General features: G+C 70.5%; 17 protein-coding genes. 8 read left to right on the forward strand and 9 right to left on the reverse strand.

Annotated elements, in window-relative coordinates:
* Positions 1-850, forward strand: an 850-nt coding sequence (locus tag ABD844_RS13025; RefSeq protein WP_344876461.1) for an NsdA family TPR-like regulatory protein, incomplete at its 5' end; no start/stop codon positions are given.
* Positions 851-938: 88 nt separating this feature from the next.
* Here ABD844_RS13025 and ABD844_RS13030 read toward each other — a convergent pair.
* On the reverse strand, positions 939-2840 hold the full coding sequence (locus ABD844_RS13030; RefSeq protein WP_344876463.1) for a S41 family peptidase: 1902 nt from the start codon (positions 2838-2840) through the stop codon (positions 939-941).
* A gap of 334 nt (positions 2841-3174) precedes the next feature.
* On the opposite strand from ABD844_RS13030, the gene ABD844_RS13035 reads away from it, so the two are divergent.
* Both ABD844_RS13035 and ABD844_RS13040 read left to right on the forward strand, forming a co-directional pair.
* The gene (locus ABD844_RS13035; protein ID WP_344876465.1) at positions 3175-4500 is read left to right on the forward strand and encodes an OFA family MFS transporter; all 1326 of its coding nucleotides are present in this window, start codon (positions 3175-3177) and stop codon (positions 4498-4500) included.
* Positions 4497-4625, forward strand: a complete 129-nt coding sequence (locus ABD844_RS13040) for an MFS transporter small subunit (RefSeq protein ID WP_344876467.1) — start codon at positions 4497-4499, stop codon at positions 4623-4625. Before ABD844_RS13035 ends, ABD844_RS13040 begins: the two co-directional genes overlap by 4 nt.
* Positions 4626-4709: 84 nt before the next feature.
* Here ABD844_RS13040 and ABD844_RS13045 read toward each other — a convergent pair whose 3' ends face one another.
* Together ABD844_RS13045 and ABD844_RS13050 are read right to left on the reverse strand one after the other, a co-directional pair.
* A complete protein-coding gene (locus tag ABD844_RS13045; RefSeq protein ID WP_344876469.1) occupies positions 4710-5159 on the reverse strand; it encodes a hypothetical protein in 450 nt (149 codons plus the stop codon).
* Positions 5160-5313: 154 nt separating this feature from the next.
* Positions 5314-5757 (reverse strand): MarR family winged helix-turn-helix transcriptional regulator, encoded by a 444-nt coding sequence (locus ABD844_RS13050; protein ID WP_344876471.1) that lies wholly within the window; start codon positions 5755-5757, stop codon positions 5314-5316.
* 126 nt (positions 5758-5883) lie between these two features.
* Between ABD844_RS13050 and ABD844_RS13055 the strand changes: the two genes are divergently transcribed.
* Positions 5884-6702, forward strand: a complete 819-nt coding sequence (locus tag ABD844_RS13055; RefSeq protein WP_344876473.1) for an SAM-dependent methyltransferase — start codon at positions 5884-5886, stop codon at positions 6700-6702.
* A gap of 221 nt (positions 6703-6923) precedes the next feature.
* Complete coding sequence (locus ABD844_RS13060; RefSeq protein ID WP_344876475.1) at positions 6924-7694, forward strand: hypothetical protein; 771 nt, start codon at positions 6924-6926, stop codon at positions 7692-7694.
* Positions 7695-8467: 773 nt separating this feature from the next.
* On the opposite strand, the gene ABD844_RS13065 is transcribed toward ABD844_RS13060, so the two are convergent.
* Positions 8468-9451 carry a hypothetical protein gene (locus ABD844_RS13065; protein WP_344876477.1) on the reverse strand — a complete coding sequence of 328 codons (984 nt, stop codon included), beginning with the start codon at positions 9449-9451 and terminating at the stop codon, positions 8468-8470.
* Between the two features lie 493 nt (positions 9452-9944).
* Here ABD844_RS13065 and ABD844_RS13070 point away from each other — a divergent pair, with 493 nt between their 5' ends.
* Both ABD844_RS13070 and ABD844_RS13075 read left to right on the forward strand, forming a co-directional pair.
* Positions 9945-10478, forward strand: coding sequence for an RNA polymerase sigma factor (locus ABD844_RS13070; RefSeq protein WP_344876521.1), 534 nt, complete (start codon positions 9945-9947; stop codon positions 10476-10478).
* Positions 10475-11584 (forward strand): CU044_5270 family protein, encoded by a 1110-nt coding sequence (locus ABD844_RS13075; protein ID WP_344876479.1) that lies wholly within the window; start codon positions 10475-10477, stop codon positions 11582-11584. The genes ABD844_RS13070 and ABD844_RS13075 overlap by 4 nt, the downstream gene beginning before the upstream one ends.
* Before the next feature lie 231 nt (positions 11585-11815).
* Here ABD844_RS13075 and ABD844_RS13080 read toward each other — a convergent pair whose 3' ends face one another.
* Positions 11816-12163, reverse strand: a complete 348-nt coding sequence (locus tag ABD844_RS13080) for an STAS domain-containing protein (protein WP_344876481.1) — start codon at positions 12161-12163, stop codon at positions 11816-11818.
* A gap of 179 nt (positions 12164-12342) precedes the next feature.
* Here ABD844_RS13080 and ABD844_RS13085 point away from each other — a divergent pair, with 179 nt between their 5' ends.
* Positions 12343-12534, forward strand: coding sequence for a hypothetical protein (locus ABD844_RS13085; RefSeq protein WP_344876483.1), 192 nt, complete (start codon positions 12343-12345; stop codon positions 12532-12534).
* Positions 12535-12579: 45 nt separating this feature from the next.
* Here the strand turns inward: ABD844_RS13085 and ABD844_RS13090 are convergent, their stop codons facing one another.
* The 4 genes from ABD844_RS13090 to ABD844_RS13105 form a co-directional block, all read right to left on the reverse strand.
* Entirely contained in the window at positions 12580-13788 is a 1209-nt protein-coding gene (locus tag ABD844_RS13090) for a cytochrome P450 family protein (protein ID WP_344876485.1), read from the reverse strand.
* A gap of 64 nt (positions 13789-13852) precedes the next feature.
* A complete protein-coding gene (locus tag ABD844_RS13095; RefSeq protein ID WP_344876487.1) occupies positions 13853-15430 on the reverse strand; it encodes a xanthine dehydrogenase family protein molybdopterin-binding subunit in 1578 nt (525 codons plus the stop codon).
* Complete coding sequence (locus ABD844_RS13100; RefSeq protein WP_344876489.1) at positions 15427-16431, reverse strand: FAD binding domain-containing protein; 1005 nt, start codon at positions 16429-16431, stop codon at positions 15427-15429. The genes ABD844_RS13095 and ABD844_RS13100 overlap by 4 nt, the downstream gene beginning before the upstream one ends.
* Before the next feature lie 441 nt (positions 16432-16872).
* Positions 16873-17334 (reverse strand): hypothetical protein, encoded by a 462-nt coding sequence (locus ABD844_RS13105; RefSeq protein WP_344876491.1) that lies wholly within the window; start codon positions 17332-17334, stop codon positions 16873-16875.
* Positions 17335-17530 lie beyond the last annotated feature (196 nt).

Raw genomic sequence — 17530 nt, forward strand, 5'->3', positions numbered from 1 at the left:
CACCGCCGTCGCCGCGTACCTGTCGCGCGAGGTCACGCCCCTGCTACGGGAGGCGACCGGCCGCACCAGGCCCGACCTGTTCACGGCGGCCGCCGAGCTGAGCTATCTGGCCGCGTACATGGCCATGGACGCAGGGGCGAACGCGCTGGCGCAGCGCTACTACATCAGCACGGTACGGCTCGCGGACGAGGCCGGTGACCTGCTGCTACGGGCCACGGCGTTACGCAGCATGGCCGTGCAGGCCGCCGAGCTGGGCCACGACGGCGAGGCCCTCGCGCTGGCCGACGCGGCGGCCTCCGCGCTGGGCGGGCACGGGCCAGGGCGCACGCTGGCCTGGATCACCGGCATGCGCGCCGAGGCGCACGCGGCGGCGGGCACCCGCTGGGACGCCCTGAGCCTGCTCCGCCGTACGGAGACCCAGCTCGAACGGGCGGACTCGCCCCCGGAGACGGAGTGGACGGGCAACTACCGCCGTGAATCCCTGGAACACCAGATCGGCCTGACCCTCACCCAGCTCGGCGACCACGCCACCGCCGCCCGCCACTTCACCGCCTCCATGAACGACCGCCGTCCGGTCGAGGCGCGTACCCGGGTGCTGATCGGCCTGCGGGCCGCGCACGCCTACCTTCGCGCCGGTGACCCCGAGCAGGCGGCCGTCACGGCGCTGACGCTGAGCGACGACGTGCCGCTGATCGCCTCGGCCCGCGTGGACGCCGAGCTGCGCCGCCTGCGGACCGGCTGGCAGGTGCACCGCGACAGCCCGCTCGTCGCCGAGGCCGACCGGGTGATGGCGGGGACGCCCTCACCGGAGGCGTCCCGGCCCGCCCGGAGCCGCGGTCACGGCACCTGAACGTGATCTCCCGCCCGGTTCGGCTCGTCGGCTCAGTACGGAAGGCTCAGCGCGGGAGTCTCAGTGCGGAAGGCTCGGTGCGGGAGTCTCAGTGCGGGACGATGGTGCGGGCCGCGACCAGGATCTCGTCCTGGAGCCCCTCGACCCTGATGACGCGCGCCGATCCCGCCCCTGGCACCGGCACGGTCATGACCTCCGCCATCACGTCCACCGAGACCTGCGGTCGGCCGTCCAGGTAGACGTCCACCCGGTCCACGAGCCGTGTCGTGAAGGTCAGCTCGTCCGGCGCCACCCGTACGTCGAGCCGCCGCACCGGCCGCCCGGCCAGCAGCTCGCCGGCCCGCGCGAGCAGGTCGGCGTTGCCCTGCAGGACGTCCGCGCGGGTCATCCGGTGACGGTGGCCGGGCACCACGCCGAGGTCCTCGACGGGCGTGCCCGCCAGGTCGTTCACCCGCAGCGTGCGCCTGATCGAGACCCGCATGTTCGCCTGCCCCGGCAGCTCCGTGTAGGGGTTGTCGGCGACCGGGGAGGGCAGTTCGAGCAGGAGCTTGAGCAGCCCGTGGGTCCAGACGTTGGCGCCGCCCGCGCCGGTGTTGTCGTCCGTGCCGAGGATCTGGCCGATCTCGTGGTCCTGGAACCCGCCCGCGAAGATGTCGGTCGCCGAGTAGCACAGGGCGTTGGTGACCAGTACGACCGGCCCGAAGTACCGCTGGCCGATGGCGTTGGCCCCGCCCGCCGGTGTGATGGAGAAGCTGCCGGAGTAGACCGAGCCCGTCTCCAGCGCCTGCTCCATCGACGGGCACCAGGGGCCGAGGTCGATCTCGCCGGTCGGGTTCTCGCGGTGCTGGTCGCAGATGCGCAGGTTCAGCGACGTGGTGATGAACTGGGTCGGCTCCGGCACGATGGGGCGCGGGGTGAGCGTCTGCAGCAGGAACTCGGCGGCGAAGATGTGGCCGCCGCCGTTGTCGCGCACGTCCACGATGAGCCCGTTCTGCGGCAGCAGCTCGATGAGGCGGACGAACTCCCGTACGAACGCGTCCGGGTCGTTGACGCTGAAGCTGAAGATCCGGATGTGGCCGAACGTGCCCGACGGCGTGACGACGCTGCGGGCCCGGAAGAAGCCCGGCATCGACGTCGGGAGGTCGGTCCCGGGCTCGGTGGGCTCGGCCGTCAGCTCCGCGCCGCCCAGGACCTCCAGCGGGGTGACGGCCTCGGGGACGTACAGCATCTTCAGCGCCCGGCCGATCTCGTCCGCGCCGAGGTCGAGCCCCTGGGCGACGGCGGCGACGGTGAGCTGGTCGGCGTCCACGAACGACGGCTGGTTGTCGGTCACGCGCCAGCCCTCGCGCAGCTCCCTGCTGATGCCGTCGGCCCCCACGTACGTGAGCACCACCCAGGTCTCGTCCGGCGGCACGTGCAGGCGCAGCGGCCGGATCGTCAGCGACTGCAGGCCGCGCGCGTGCCGGGCCGCCGGGTTGCTGCCCGCGAACCTGGCCGCGTTGAGGTCCACCGCGCGGTCGATGGGGACGCCGTTCCAGTGGGTCACCTCCACGCCGGGGCCGAAGCCAGGGGCGGTGAAGCCTCCGACGGTCCTGGTGACGACGTAGTGGCGTTCGTCGCCGGTGTAATACTCCTCGATCAGGTACGGCAGGTAGGCGATCTTGCCCGCGTACGGCTGGGGGAGGACGTAGTTGGTGTGCAGGTCGCGTACCGCGTGGAAGATCTCCGACAGCTCCGCGTGGAAGCGCCACTCCGGGCCCATGGTGCTCGGGGTCTGCCTGTTGAGCCGTACGGCCAGCAGCCGCAGCCGCTGCACCGGGTTCACGGCGTGCATCGCGGCCTTCAGCGGCAGGTGCACGTAGTTCTGCTCGATGAGCACCAGCGCCTGCTGGACCAGCAGCCTGCGGTCGTCGAGCGTCAACGTGTCCGCCGCCGTGCGCAGGAAGTCCGGAAGCTCCTGCTTCGCCACCCCGCCTGATGGCTCGGTCATCTCGTCCACCACCCTGGTCTGTGCGTGCCGCGATCGAAGGACGGCACGTGCCACCGGCACGTTCCCACCGGCGTCGCGGCCGCCGCCACGGGAGGTGACCTAGGGTTTTCCCTAGCCGGAGGCCGGGTGGGGCCCTTGGACTTCCCGCGTATCGGGGCTGAGCCGCTCATCGACCAGATCTGACCGCTTGCCGTAAAGAGCGGGTCATATTCCAAATACTGCATACCGTATGTGATAGCGCTGACACGTGGCAGAGAGTACGAGATTCGCCAGTCCCACAGGTTTCCTGAGTCGTTCCCGCATCGTGGCGGCGCCCACCTGGAGCCGTTGGCTCGTGCCGCCCGCGGCGCTGTCGGTGCATCTGGCCATCGGGCAGGCGTACGCGTGGAGCGTCTTCAAGCCCGCGCTGGAGTCCACCCTCCAGCTCTCCGGGACTCAGAGCGCCCTGCCGTTCCAGCTCGGCATCGTGATGCTCGGCCTGTCGGCGGCCTTCGGCGGCACGCTCGTCGAGCGCAACGGGCCCCGCTGGGCCATGTTCGTCTCGATGACCTGCTTCTCCTCGGGCTTCCTGCTGTCCGCGCTGGGCGTGCTCACCCGGCAGTACTGGCTGGTGGTGCTCGGCTACGGCTTCGTCGGCGGGATCGGGCTCGGCATCGGCTACATCTCGCCGGTGTCCACGCTGATCAAGTGGTTCCCCGACCGGCCGGGCATGGCGACCGGGATCGCGATCATGGGGTTCGGCGGGGGAGCGCTGATCGCCTCGCCGTGGTCGGCGCAGATGCTCACCTCCTTCGGGGCGACCACGACCGGCATCGCCACGACGTTCCTCGTGCACGGCCTCGTCTACGCCGTGTTCATGTCGATGGGCGTGCTGCTCGTACGGGTGCCGCCCGACGGCTGGCGGCCCAAGGGCTGGACGCCGAGCCCGGCCGGCAGCCGCCCGCTGATCACCACGGCCGACGTCTCGGCTCGCAACGCGATCCGTACCCCGCAGTTCTACCTGCTGTGGGTCGTCCTGTGCTGCAACGTCACCGCCGGCATCGGCATCCTGGAGAAGGCCGCGCCGATGATCACGGACTTCTTCGCCGGCACCCACGCGGCGGTCGCGGTGGGGGCGGCGGCCGGGTTCGTCGCGTTGCTGTCGCTGGCGAACATGGCCGGGCGCTTCGTCTGGTCCTCCACCTCCGACCTGATCGGGCGCAAGAACATGTACCGCGTCTACCTGGGCGTCGGCGCGCTGCTGTATCTCGTCATCGCCCTGTTCGGCGCGAGCGCCAAGCCGCTGTTCATCGTGTGCGCGCTGGGCATCCTGTCCTTCTACGGCGGCGGCTTCGCGACCGTGCCCGCCTACCTCAAGGACCTGTTCGGCACGTACCAGGTCGGCGCCATCCACGGCCGGCTGCTCACCGCCTGGTCCACGGCGGGCGTGCTGGGGCCGCTGATCGTCAACGCCATCGCCGACGCGCAGAAGGCCGCCGGACACGCGGGGCCCGACCTCTACACGACCTCGCTGTTCATCATGATCGGGCTGCTCGCGGTGGGCTTCCTGGCCAACGAACTGATCAGGCCGGTGCACGAGCGCTACCACGAACGGCCCGCGCAGCAGGATGGCTCACCGGTGCGGCAGTCGCCGGTGACGGAGAAGGGACAGGCGGTATGAGCACCGTAGAGACCGGGGGACGGCGTACCTGGCTGATGGCGCTGGCGTGGCTGTGGGTGGGGCTGCCCTTCGCGTACGGGGTGTACGAGCTGTTCCTCAAGCTCTCCCAGCTCTTCGCGGGCTGAACGGCGGGCCGTCACCCCTGGGCGCCGACCCCGGACAGCGGGGGCCGCGATCGCCGACGGGCGTCGCGGCCCGCCCGCGCACGCTCACCCGCCCGGCTGGGTGATCATCAACACCGCGACCACCGCCCAGATCAGGTTGTAGCCCCCGGCCAGCATGGTCAGGGGGCGCAGCCGTTCGCGCGCGCCCGGCACGGCCAGGGCGGCGCGCTGGCGGGGGTTGATCTGCCAGGCCAGCAGGACGCCCGCGGCCGCCGTGAGCACCAGGGACAGGATGATCCACAACTCGCCCATGCGGCCCTGTAGGAGGGCCAGGACGATTCCGGCGGCGGGCACGATGATCGCGGCGATGCTGTAGCCGCGCGTGATGCGGTGCATCGCCGCCGCCACCGTCCGGCTCCGCCCGTCGTCCGCGCCCTCCTGGACGCCTTCCGGCGCGACGGGGACGTACCGCGGGAACAGGCTCGTCGCCACGGACGAGCCGCCCACGAACACGATCGCCGCGATCACGTGCACCGACAACAGCACGGCTGCCATGAGTTCTCCCTCCGAACCGCCAACCTTCAGGCAGCCTGAAGCCTACCTCATGACCTTCAGGCCGTCTGAAGGTCATGGCTCGACCGAGGGACACAGGCCGTTGACGTGGCGCGGGACTCGGGGACGTCGCCCCGGTGACGAGTGGGGTGGGCGGTCAGGGGGCGGAGGGGGTGAAGGCGGTCCGGATCGCGTCGCCTACCTGCTGCTGGATCGGGTCGGCCGCCGGCCCGAACAGGCGCTCGTCCACCCCCGCCACCTTCGCCTGCGCCTCCTGGAGCAGACGGGTGCCGTCGGGTGTCAGCTCGATGGCCGCCGCCGACCCGGCGCGGGCGGTTTGGTCACGCACCAGCCCCGCCCCGACCAGCGCCTTCACCGCCGTGTGCACGCTCTGCACGGTGATCCCCGACATACGGGCCAGGTCGCTGAACGAGACGCCGGGCACGGCCGCGATGTGCCCGAGCAGCCCGAGTCGGCTCACCGACAGGTCAAGCGGCGCGAGGGCGGCGTTGAGCTCGGTCTCGATCCGGCGCGCCAGTGTCAGCACCACGATGGAGGTGCTGATCTCCGGGGCGGCCGGCGGCCCGTTCTCGGAACTCACCCGCCAAGTCTCCCGTAACCCGCCGTCCCGCGTGCGCACCAGGCCCGCGCCGGGCGGGGAAATAGGGGTTCACCGCGCCTCGCTTGATCGCTACGCTGGCGCCACGCCTGTGCAGGGAGACCACACGTGAGCAGTGCTGAGCCGCAATTGCCCGGTGTCGACCCGTCGGTCCCGAGCGTGGCCCGCATGTACGACTTCTACCTCGGAGGCAAGGACCACTTCCGCGCGGACCGCGTGGCCGCCGAGAAGATCATCGCGATCGTCCCCGAGGTGCGCGAGACGGCCCGCGACAACCGCGCGTTCATCGGCAAGGCCGTACGGCTCATGGCCGAGCAGGGCGTGCGCCAGTTCCTCGATCTCGGCGCCGGGCTGCCCACGCAGGAGAACGTCCACCAGGTCGCCCAGCGGGTCGCCCCCGACGCCAGGGTCGTCTACGTCGACAACGATCCCATCGTCCTGACCCACGCCCGCGCCCTGCTGGCCGAGACCTCGGAAACCCTCGCGGTCTGGGGCGACGTCACCGACCCTGCCGCCGTTCTCGCCTCGCCCGAGGTCACCGGGCACCTCGACTTCGACCGGCCCGTCGCGGTGCTGATGTCGGCGGTGCTGCACTTCGTACCGGACGACGAGCAGGTGAGCGGCATCGTGGCGGCCTTGCGCGCGCCGCTGGTGCCGGGCAGCCACCTGCTGATCACCCACTTCTACGCGCCGGACACGGACGATCCCAGGGTCAGGGCGGGGCAGCAGGTGTACCGGTCGACCAAGCCCGGGGCGCTGGTGGCCCGGTCGCTGAAGCAGATCTCCGCGTACTTCGACGGGATGACGCTGCTGGAGCCGGGGCTCGTACCGGTGAAGTCGTGGCGGCCGGACTCGGAACTCGACCGGCTGGTCGAGGTCGACCTCACCGTGCCCAGCCTCGTCGGAGCGGTCGGACGACTGGCTTAGTGCCCCTGAACGAACTGATCGCGGTCCACCAGCGTTGCGCCGCATCGGAATGAAACGCCTGCTTCCGGCGAATTGCCGAGCTCTCGCGATCAAGTGTCGGTCGCTCGTGAGATGCTCGCGCGCGGAAACGCTCCCCAACCGAGAGCAGTGACATGGCCGATCGAGCTCGGCTGGGTTCCGACGGCTCGCCCCTTCCGCTTCCTCCTGATCCCCTGAGTCCGGTGCCGGACGAGGTCGAACGCGGGCTGGCGGCGTACAGGGCGGGTGACGTCCCGGCGGCTCGCGCCTTGCTGACCACGATCGCCGGCGCGGGACGTACCGCCGTGTCCGGGCACGCGGCCATGGCGCTGGCGGGCATCGAACTCGGCGAGGACGGCCTGGACGGCTCCTGCCAAGGGTGGCTGAAGCAGGTGGCCGCGGGAGAGGACCCCTGGCTGGGCCCCTTGGCCGTCGAACCGCTTACGTACGCACGAGAGATGTGTGACGGCCTGCTCGCCGGCTATGCGGCCCATCTGGAGGGGCACATCCTCATCGGGCAGGATGAGACGGAGCGGGCGGGCAAGGTGCTCCACTACGCGCGCGGGGAGTCTCACCCGGCCAAGGGAGGGAGCAAGGGGCTGCACCCATGGGTCGCCGTCCGGTTCGGCGAGTTGCTGGCGGGCGATACGTGGCTGGACCTCGTCTACGACCAGGTGGAGAACAGCGCTGTGAGCGAGGGCGAGGTGGTGCGTGAGCCCTTCGAGTCCGCCCTCTACCAGAAGGCGGTCAGCAGTCCGGCGCTCGTCGACGTCGGCCTGTATCTGTTCCCCGCGAAGTTCGGACCGGTACACGCGGGTCTGGAGCGTCTGAAGACGTGGAGCGATGAACGCTACGAGCGTGGCCGCAGGCTGGTGCTCGCGCTCCACACCCATGTCGAGGACAGCCGCGATGAGGAACGCACGCGAGGGCTGACAGACCTCCGAGAGAAGCTGGACCTTCCCCTGCCCCGCTGAGCGCCGTGTACCACTGCCTGCCCACGCGTGGCTTGCCGGTGCGATCACGGAGCCAGGTCCGAGTTCGGTGGGGTGGATGTCTTCGCTGGTTTGGGGTCCGGTTCTGGCACACTGATCAGGTGAGCGGGCGTGCGCCAGAATCCGGTGATCGGTTTCGGGATGAGCGCGCAAGCAAGTACGACTTCCTCGATGAGGTCCTGGTGCGCTGTCCGCGGTGTGAAGGGTGCGCCGTGGTCTTGCCTCACCCTGGGCTGTCCGAGGAAGGAGAGTCCCGTTCCACGGGGTTCATGAACTTCCAACGGAGGCTGCGCTGTAAGGCATGTGGCTTCTTCCAGGACGCTGCGGTGGCCTCGATTGAGATCGGCGGCCCGTTTGACCCCTACTTCCGGCGGCCTGTGTGGTTGCAGGCGAGTTGCTGTGGCCAGGTGCTATGGGCATATGACGTCAGGCATCTCGTGCTGCTGGAGGCTTATGTGGCGGCTCGGTTGCGCGAGCGAGGCAATGTGGCGCCCTTCGCGCCGATGAGCTTGGTGGAGCGGCTTCCCACCTGGGTGAAGGTCGCGAAGAACAGGGACGAGATTCTGAGGACGATCAGGCGCCTGCGGTCGACGTTGCCTGCTGAGGGTTAGGGACGTCACGGCGCGTCCTTCCCATCTGGCCCGTTCATCGGGTTGATCAGACTCTCCTGGACGGCCGATGGAGATACGAACGCGCTGGTGCTCCCCAGCCGGTGGGATCACAGCCCATCCGATACAGTTGCGCCCCAGATCCCTTCACAGCCGGATCCGGGTTCGGAACCAAAAAGCACCGGCCTGCTTCTGTTTCGCGATGATCTGGGCGACGGTGGCGGTGAGCAAGCTGACGCACAGCCCGATCAGCACCGCCAACAGGGAGTTGGCCCACAGAGTGGCCTGAATACTGTCCTGGTTGTCCAAGCCTGGGTCGATCGTGACGTAGACAGAGAAGAGCAGAAGTGGGCCGGCCACGCCCGCTTGGACACCGTGATTCCGTCGGCCGTGCTGTGCCGCCGCCCACGCCGCGATGATTCCGCTGACCATGACTGGTCCGATCAGCCCGGCGGTGATCCCACCGGCCTCGATGAAGGTCGCCTTCACCACGTACTCACCGGTCTTGCCACTCAGCGTGCCTTCCGTGAGCATGGGGTCGAAGGTGGGCGCCCTGTCCCACCACCATGGCCAGGTGAATTCCAGCAAGGAGACCCACAGTGTGTAGGCCAGCAGGCCGACCCCGATCTCCCGATCTCGCAGCGCCGCCATCGCAGCGGCGACGCCGATCGCGCCGCCGATGATGGTCGCCCAGGCCACCTCGAGTGGGCTGGAGTTGATGCCGGCTTCCGGCGTTGCGGACGCCAGGGCGTACAGAAGCGGAGCAGCGGTCAGACAGGAGCCGAGCCAAGCCACTGGCGGCAGCCACAGCCACGACCACGGCATACGCCGAAACACACGGTACGTGATCGCGGAGGCGACCAGTGTGGAAGCGACCGGATACCACGTGGAACGAGTCAGTGCGTGGTCCCAGTCGATGTACTCCGAGTACGAACCCCCCGCAGTCGTCCATTCATTGATGCCCAAGCGGTGCGCCGCGAGGACCTGTGCGGCGGCCAGCGCTGCAGCGACCAGCGCGCAAACGACTGACGCTGCGAGCCGCCACCTCATGCCTTCGCCCCAAGACGCTGCCAACAGGGCGGACCGTCCCGCCCGCCGGCCGGCGCGCACAAAGCCGTCATGATTGAGCATTCTGCACCACCAAGATCGGAGCCGAGGGCGGCATCCGTCAACTTCACCTGAACGCTGACATGACCACCGACAACAACTCGCGCACACCGACGGCTTCGCCTGTAACCGACAAGTCGCCCTGAAGTGACAACCTCGCGTCCAGGACCGCGACGGTGCCAAGCCCGCGCTGGAACGCCTGCGCGACCGGTATGAGGGGATCTCGCCGATCAGGGCCGCCAGCGCCTACCCGGACAGCTCGTCACTTGGGCCAAAAGGGGCATCCGGCTCACCCCGGAGATCGTCAAGCGCAGCGACGAGGTCAGCGGCTTCGTACTCTTTCCTCGCAGGCGGGTGACAGCTTCACGGTCGATCGCGGGTAGCCGCGATGGACCGTGAATAAGAATCGGGGGTTCGCCGAACTAGGGGTGTTCCGACGTAGTCGACTGAAAGACCGCCATTCATGACAGCTCCCCCCCGAGATTCGGCGCCCCCCAGCGAGGGCACCGACGCGCAGGTGATAGAGGCGTCGCGCCATCACCCTGATCGCTTCGGCGCCGTCTTCGATCGTTATTTCGCACACATCCACCGCTATGTCCACCTGCGCTTGGGCGAGACGGTCGCAGATGACCTCGCCGCGGAAACCTTTCTGCGCGCCTTCCGCGACCGGGACCGCTTCGACCTCACCTGTCCCAACGCCCGCCCCTGGCTGTACGGCATCGCCTCCAACCTGGTCGCCGAACATCGTCGCGGCGAGGCGCGCAGGTATCGGGCGCTGGCCAGGAGCGCCGACGCCGTGGAGATCACCAGTCACGACGAGCGCGTCGCGCAACGGGTCTCCGCGGCGGTGATGCAGCCGCGGCTGGCCGCCGGCCTCGCCCGGCTCTCGGCCGGGGACAGGGACGTCCTGCTGCTGGTCGCCTGTGCCCAGCTCAGCTACGAGGAGGTGGCCGAGGCCCTCGGCATACCCAAGGGGACGGTGGGATCGCGTCTCAACCGCGCCCGCAAGAAGCTCCGCAAGATCATCGGCCCCGCCGGGGAGGCACTGTGACGAACGAACTCGAAGTGATCAAGGACTGCCAGGACAGCCTGCCCGGACCCGCGCCCGAGGTGACCGCGCGCGCATGGGTGCTGCTGGCCGAGGAGATCGAGGCCGAGCGGACCGGGAGCGGCCACCGTCAGCCGGCGCCGTCACGTCGGCTGCCTCTTCGCGGCTTCCCCGGCGGCAGGTGGGCGATGAGGGCCGGCGTGGCCGTGGGCCTCGCGGCGGCGGTGACCGCGGGACTGGTCCTGGTGCGTGGCGGTGACGACTCCGCTCCACTCGGGACGCCTCCGGCCAGCGCCGCCGAGTTGCTCCGGCACGCGGCCTCCGTCGCGGCGCGGGAGGATGTGCGGCCCGGGCCGGGGCAGTTCGTCTACGTCGACCAGAAGACCGTCACGTTCGCCAGCGGCCCCGAGGGCGATTACACCCAGGACGTGCGCCGCGAGATGTGGATGCCGGCCGGGGAACCCGGCAAGACCCTGACCCGCTCGACGTACGGGCAGACACACGCCATCAGCGGACGAAGCCCGGAGTACGTGCAATCCCCCGGAACAGTGGAGTACCAGCGCGCGGGGCAGTGCCACGAGAACTCCCTGGGCCTGCCTCCCCAGGCCGCCGATCTTCCCGCCGATCCTGATCAGGTGCTGGCGAAGATCCGCCGGGACGCGGAGGCGTTCGTCCGGTCGGACCAGCGCAGGCGAGGAGAGAAGGACCTGGGCCAGAACGAGATCGACATGAGGGTCGAGAAGGTCATCGGGAGCCGATTGTTCACGCTGGCGCGGGACCCGCTCACCCCCTCCCGGACCAGGGCCACGGTCTTCGCCGCGCTGTCCAAGATGCCGACCGCGACCGTCGTCCCGGACCTCACCGACCCCGCCGGACGACACGGGGTGGGCGCCTCGCTGAAATTCGAGACCCCCGGCGGCTGGGAACGCGGGGAGTTCATCTTCGAGCCTGCCACGTACCGGTTCCTCGGCTATCAGAGCTGGATCGGGCAGCAGGAGGGCGGACAGGTCAGGGAGATCCCGGGTGGCAGTATGGCGGTGATCACAGTGAAGGTCGTCGACTCCATGCCGGAGGTTCCCAAGGACGCCGGCAAGCCGATGTTCTGCTGACTCGATCACCAGGTCGCGGGACTGCGGAGTGACCCGCGTGATCAACGAGACAGCTCTTGGTCGCTTCTTCCGACGAATGGAAGAAGATCGGCCAAGGGCTGTCTGCATGATCACTGTCGGTCGGCCGGAGCGACGTCGGGAGGCCTACCGTTCAGTCGATTCCGTATGTCAGCCATCCTCCGACGAGCCGGCGAGGGGACGCTGCCTGCCGTGGCGCGGGCACCCGCGGCGTCAGGACCCGCCCGTCGTCTCGCAGACGACGAACCTCTTGTCGAGCCCGGTCAGCCGCAGCAGCCGGGTCACCCGCGGCTGCAGCCCGGTCAGCCGGAGCCGGCCGCCGGCGGCCTCCACGGCGTTCGCGGCCCAGATGAGCGTGTTGAGCCCCGAGGAGTCACAGAAGGCGACCCCCTCGAGATCGACGACCACGAGCGGCGGACGCATACAGGCCATCGCCTGGGTCAGCCCGTTGCGGAACTCCTCCATCGAGGCCAGGTCCAGATCCCCGGCAGGGCTCAGGACGGCGGAGTCGTCACGCTCAGTGACGATCCAGGAGAAGCCGATACGGTCTGCGCTTCCCATTCCACCCCTCCGGTTCTCAACGGTTCGTCACTTTATCATTGCATAGTGCAACGGCACGAAACGGCTGCCGTCGCGACCGCGTACAACAGCGACCACGGGGCCGGACGCTGAGGCTTGCTCTGGCGCCGGGAGAGCACCTCGCCACGGCGGTGCCGACCGGCTCTCGGCTTGTGGACGCCGTGGCCGCGCGATCGCTGGGGGCGGTCGAGGACGAGGTCACCCTGTCGCGGTTCCGGATGCTGGTGGTCCTGTCCGGTCACGGCGAAACCAAACTCGTCACGATGGCCGAGTTCCTCCGCGTCAGCCCGATGCGGCTGAGCGGGGAGGGATGGCGCGGTTGGCTGCGGCATCTTCTCACCTCCCTCGGGTGATGGTGGTACGGGCGCGGCGCCTGTTCCCGTGTCCGGTGGCGGCGGCTATGTCAGCAGGACGGGCAGGGACTGTACGTCGCTGCCCGTGAAGGAGGGCTGCGGGCGCAGCTCGCCGGGCTCCGCCGCGAGCCTGATGCCCGGGAACCGCCGGAACAGGGCGGGCAGCGCGACGGCCGCTTCGAGCCGGGCCAGCGGGGCGCCCAGGCAGAAGTGGATGCCGTGCCCGAACGCCAGGTGCCGCCGGTCGTGCCGGTCGATGTCGAACCGTCCGGGGTCGGGATTGACGGCCGGATCACGGCCGTGTGCGCCGAACGCGATCAGGATGAGCTCGCCCCGGCCGATCGTGACGCCCTCGCCGAGATCGAGGTCCGCGGTGGCGTAGCGCAACGGCAGGTGCATGACCGGCGGGTCGCGGCGCAGGCTCTCCTCGATGACGTCGTCCCATCGCTCCGGCGCGGCGAGCACGGTAGCAAGTTGGCCGGGATGGGTCAGCATGGCGATGACCACGTGGTCGATGAGCGACACGGCGGTCTCGCTGCCCGCACCGATCATCAGTATCAGGGTGCTGATCATCTCGTCCATGCCGAGCCGGTCGCCGTCGGCCTCCTGCGCCGTGAGCAGCATGCTCGTCATGTCGTCGCCGGGACTGGCCCGCTTGGTCTCGACGAGGCGGCGCATGGTGGCGTACATCTGGCGCTGGACCTCCGTGGCCCGCTCGACGCCGGCGGAGTTGTCCAGGACGGAGTCGATGGCCTCCAGCATCGCGGGCCGCTGGTCGTCCGGGACGCCGAACAGGTCGCAGACCACCCCGCTCGGGATCGGGTACGCGTAGCGGGCCCGCAGGTCCACCGCCCGGCCGGGCGGGGTCGCGGCGAGGTCGTCGAGCAGCGACTCGGCGATCCGCTCGACGGCCGGGCGCATGGCCTCGATGCGGCGGGCGGTGAAGGCCCTGCCGACCAGGTCCTTGAGTCGTTTGTGGTCGTCGCCGTCGGCGGTGAGCATGCTGACGACGTCCACCCACGCGGTCAGCCAGGCGATGGCGAACGGGCGGTAGCCGGGCCAGGACCTCCGGGCGTCCTTGGACACGTCGGGGTGGGTGAGCAGGCGCTTGACGACGTCGCCGCGGCTGACCGACCAGGCGACGAGGTCGCCCGGCAGGCGTACCCGGACGGCGGGGCCGGCGGCGCGCAGCTCGTCGGCCTGGGTGTAGAGGTGTGCGCCTGTGGTGTCGAGGATCGTCGGCGAGCCGGCCACGGGAACCTCCTGCGGGCACCGATCTGAGACGTGTCTATCCCATGCCGGGGCTCGCGACAACCCGTCAGAGCAGATCCTCGGTGCGGATCGGCAGGCGGCGCGGGCGGTGGCCGGTGGCGTGGAAGACGGCGTTGGCGATGGCCGGCGCGACGCCGGCCGGCGTCACCTCGCCGAAGGGCCTGGCGCCCATCGGGTTGAGCGCGCGGCCGGACCTGTCGACGAGGTCCAGGTCGATGAGGTCCACCTGGATGAGGCCCGCGTGGATGAGGTCCGCGTGGATGGAGTCCCCGTCGATGCCGTCGAGGTCGAGGCTGTCATGGTTGATGCCGTCATGGTCGATGACGGCCGCGCCGATGCCCCAGGTCACCGCGTCGCGTACTTGGGCCTCGGCTGTCACGGGGTCGGCCGTGCGGTCGCGGGCGGCCACGCTGACCACCCGCGTGACGCGTACGCGCCCCATGGGCTCGACCCGCACCTCGGCGAAGTGCGCGACGAAGCCGTACGCACCCGCGGCCACGCCCCAGCCGATCGGTGTCCCGTCGTCGGCGTGCATGGAGCCCGGGTCCGGCGTACGCGCCGCCCAGCCGAACAGCTCCGCGCCCCGCCGCAGGCAGGCCGCCAGAGGCCGGGAGGACAACGGTTCGCCGGTCACCGGGTTCACACGGGCGGCGTTGGCCAGGCGCAGCTCCACCGGGTCGCGTCCGGCGCGGCAGGCGATCTCGTCGATGGCCGACTCGAGCGCGAAGGCGGCCGGGTGCTCGGACGGTGGAGGGTCCGCGAAGAACCGGGTGGAGTGCTCGAACCGGGTGGGCAGGTGGCCGGGTGGTCGCGGGCCGGTCCTGATGTGACGACGGCGGACGCGGAAGTTCCTGATGTCGTACAGGCGGGAGGTCAGCTCGGTGTAGGTGACGGGGCGCGGGTCGTACCGGGACGCCTGCTGGTCGGCCTCGTGGATCGCGGCGAGCAGCCGGCCCGAGCGGTCGGCGCCGAGGCGTACGCGGTGGCGGCAGGCAGGACGGGGACCGGCGGGGTGGCGGGCGTGGGCGGGCGGCGGCACCAGCTTGACCGGGCGGCCGAGCCGGCGGGCGGCCACGGCCAGCGGCGCGAGGTGCTCCTGGTCCTGGTGGACCACCTCGTAGACCTCGTCCACGCGTAGCGGGCTGCGTTCGTAGGCTCCGTGGGCGTCGCCGACGACGACGTCGGCTAGGAAGGGCAGGGGCGCGGTCTCGGTGGTGTCCGCGTCCAGCTCGGCGGCGTCCGGGTTCGTCTCGTACTCGGTCCGCACCAGCTCGGCCGCCTGCACCGCGGCGACCGGTGTCTCGGCCACGACCAGCGCGATCGTCCGGCCCCGGTAGGGGACGCGGTCGTCCGGCAGGGGCGGCGGGCTCTGGCAGGCCTGGCCATCGCGCATGATGTGGCCGTCGGCGGTGCTGCCCGGGTCGTCGAGGTACGACAGCACGAGCAGTACGCCGGGCACGGCGGCGGCCTCGGCGGTGTCGAGGCGGGTGATGCGGCCGTTGGCGGCGGTGGCGAGGACGGGCGTGGCGTAGGCGGGGCGGGGTGGCGGGTGGCCGTCGCCGTGGTGGGTCGGCCCGATGACCTGGTCTGCCGCGTCCACGCGCGGGATCGGCGGGTTCTTCATCGTACGGCCCGCTCTCCGGCGATCCGCAGCGCCTCGGCGACGGTGCGGACGCCCAGCTCGACACGGAAGGCGTTGTGCGTACCCGGACGGGCGCCGGCCAGCGCGGCCTCTCCTGCACGGCGGGCGGCGCGGCGGTCCAGCGGTGTGCCGGTCAGCTCCCGTTCGGCCTCGTGGCAGCGCCACGGCCTGGTGGCGAGCCCGCCCACCGCGATGCGGCACTCCCGTACGGCGCCGCCGCCGTCCAGCGTCACCGCGGCGGCGGCCGAGGCCAGCGCGAACGCGTACGACTCCCGATCCCGCACCTTGTGGTACGTCGACCCGCGCCCGGCCCGCGTGACCGGCACCCGGATGCGGGTGACGATCTCGTCCCAGGACAGGGTGTGCTCCTTGTCCGGTGTGTCACCGGGTTCGAGGTGCAGGTCCGCCAGCGCGAGCGTGCGTTCGCCCGCGGGCCCGGCCACGTCGACGAGGGCGTCGAAGGCGATCAGCGCGACCGCCCAGTCGCCGGGGTACGTGGCCACGCACGCGTCGCTGCCGCCGAGCAGGGCGTGCCCCCGGTCCAGCCCGCCGATCGCGGCACAGCCGCTGCCGGGGCGCCGCTTGTTGCACGGGACGGCCGGGCGGCCCCTGAAGTACGCGCACCGGGTGCGCTGCAACAGGTTCCCGGCCACGGTCGCCATGTTGCGCAACTGGTGGGAGGCGGCCTTGGCCAGGGACTCGGCCAGCGCCGGGTAGTCGTTCACCAGCACCGGGTCCTCGGCCACGTCGGCCATCAGCGCCCCGGCGCCGAACCACAGCTCGTCAGGTCCCGATGTGTCCATCCCGCCCAACTCGCGCAGGGCGCGCACGTCCACGACGGTGGGCGGGGTCTCGATGTCCAGCCTCATCAGGTCGTACAGGGTGGTGCCGCCGGCCAGCACCTTCGCGCCAGGACCGGCCTCCGACAGGACGCGTACGGCCTCGGCGAGCGTGACGGGGGCCGCGTAGGCGAACGGGCGCACGGCTCACCCCTCCCGCCGGGCGGCGGCGGTCCCGGTGAAGTCGGGTGCTGTGAATGCGGGTGCTGTCAATGCGGGCGCTGTGAATACAGGCCCGGTGAATGCGGGCCCGGGGAATATGGGCCCAGGGAATATGGGCGCGGCGAATGTGGGCCGGGCGAGTGTGGGTTCTGTGAATGCGGACGCGGCGAATACGGGCCTGGTGCATGCGGTCGCGGTGAATGTGGACGCAGTGCGTTCGGTCGCGGTGAATTCCGGCGCGACTTCCGAGGTCATAGGCGCAACGCTAGTATCCGGCGTCGCTTTTATCCCCATCTGTCGTGGTAAGAGGCGGTCAAGAATGGCCGGTGGGCAGGCGGGTCCGTTCCCGCGAGCCGCGAACCGTGGGGAAATTCCACCGCACTTTTACCGACGGCCGGTTGCTCACCGCGCCGCGCGCGCCCGTCAGGGCAGGGCCGAGCCCGTGAGGCGGCCGGCGGGACGGTAGGCGGCGCACATCACGTCGCGGTCGCCGTCGGCCCAGGTCTCCGGGGTCGGCATGATCGGGTAGTAGGCCAGGTCGTCCTGGTCGCCGCCCCAGAGCGAGGCGAAGCGCTCGCCGCAGCTCTTCCAGGCGAACGCCGACAGCGCCGCCCGGTCGTACGGGCCGTCAGGGACGTGCGTGAAGCCGTACGACTGGTTGTCCGCCCCATCGGCGCAAGGCGTGTAGACCACGATCCGCTCGCCCGCCCCCGCCGAGTACGTCGGGTCGCTGAAGCACTCGCCGCCCTCGATCAGCAGGATCCCGGACGTCTCCGCCGTGATGAACGCGTCGGACTTGACCGCGTTCGCCGGGGACGGCACCACGAACAACGTGCCCAGCGCGGCGACGGCGGGCAGCAGGCCCCAGCGGCGGGTCACCGCCATCCCCTCACCGCCATCCCGTCACCTTCGGCCTGTGCACACGATCGGCCCATGCACGCGATCGTCCGGGCCGATCGTGGCGGGGCGCGGCGAACACCGGGCGAACCTCCGATGACCGGCACATTACCGATCATGAATTCATCTGGCGGACAGTCGCGGGACAGACGAGCGTCAGCGGTGCCTGGCTGAATTCGCTCGC

Source organism: Nonomuraea antimicrobica, from assembly GCF_039536965.1.
GTDB classification, from domain to species: domain Bacteria; phylum Actinomycetota; class Actinomycetes; order Streptosporangiales; family Streptosporangiaceae; genus Nonomuraea; species Nonomuraea antimicrobica.

What these genes read in the sequence shown, in the direction of transcription:
- ABD844_RS13030 (WP_344876463.1), bottom strand. Translation starts at nt 2,840, where the DNA reads ATGACCGAGCCATCAGGCGGGGTGGCGAAGCAGGAGCTTCCGGACTTC.
- ABD844_RS13040 (WP_344876467.1), top strand. Translation starts at nt 4,497, where the DNA reads ATGAGCACCGTAGAGACCGGGGGACGGCGTACCTGGCTGATGGCGCTG.
- ABD844_RS13045 (WP_344876469.1), bottom strand. Translation starts at nt 5,159, where the DNA reads ATGGCAGCCGTGCTGTTGTCGGTGCACGTGATCGCGGCGATCGTGTTC.
- ABD844_RS13065 (WP_344876477.1), bottom strand. Translation starts at nt 9,451, where the DNA reads ATGCTCAATCATGACGGCTTTGTGCGCGCCGGCCGGCGGGCGGGACGG.
- ABD844_RS13080 (WP_344876481.1), bottom strand. Translation starts at nt 12,163, where the DNA reads ATGGGAAGCGCAGACCGTATCGGCTTCTCCTGGATCGTCACTGAGCGT.
- ABD844_RS13095 (WP_344876487.1), bottom strand. Translation starts at nt 15,430, where the DNA reads ATGAAGAACCCGCCGATCCCGCGCGTGGACGCGGCAGACCAGGTCATC.
- ABD844_RS13105 (WP_344876491.1), bottom strand. Translation starts at nt 17,334, where the DNA reads ATGGCGGTGACCCGCCGCTGGGGCCTGCTGCCCGCCGTCGCCGCGCTG.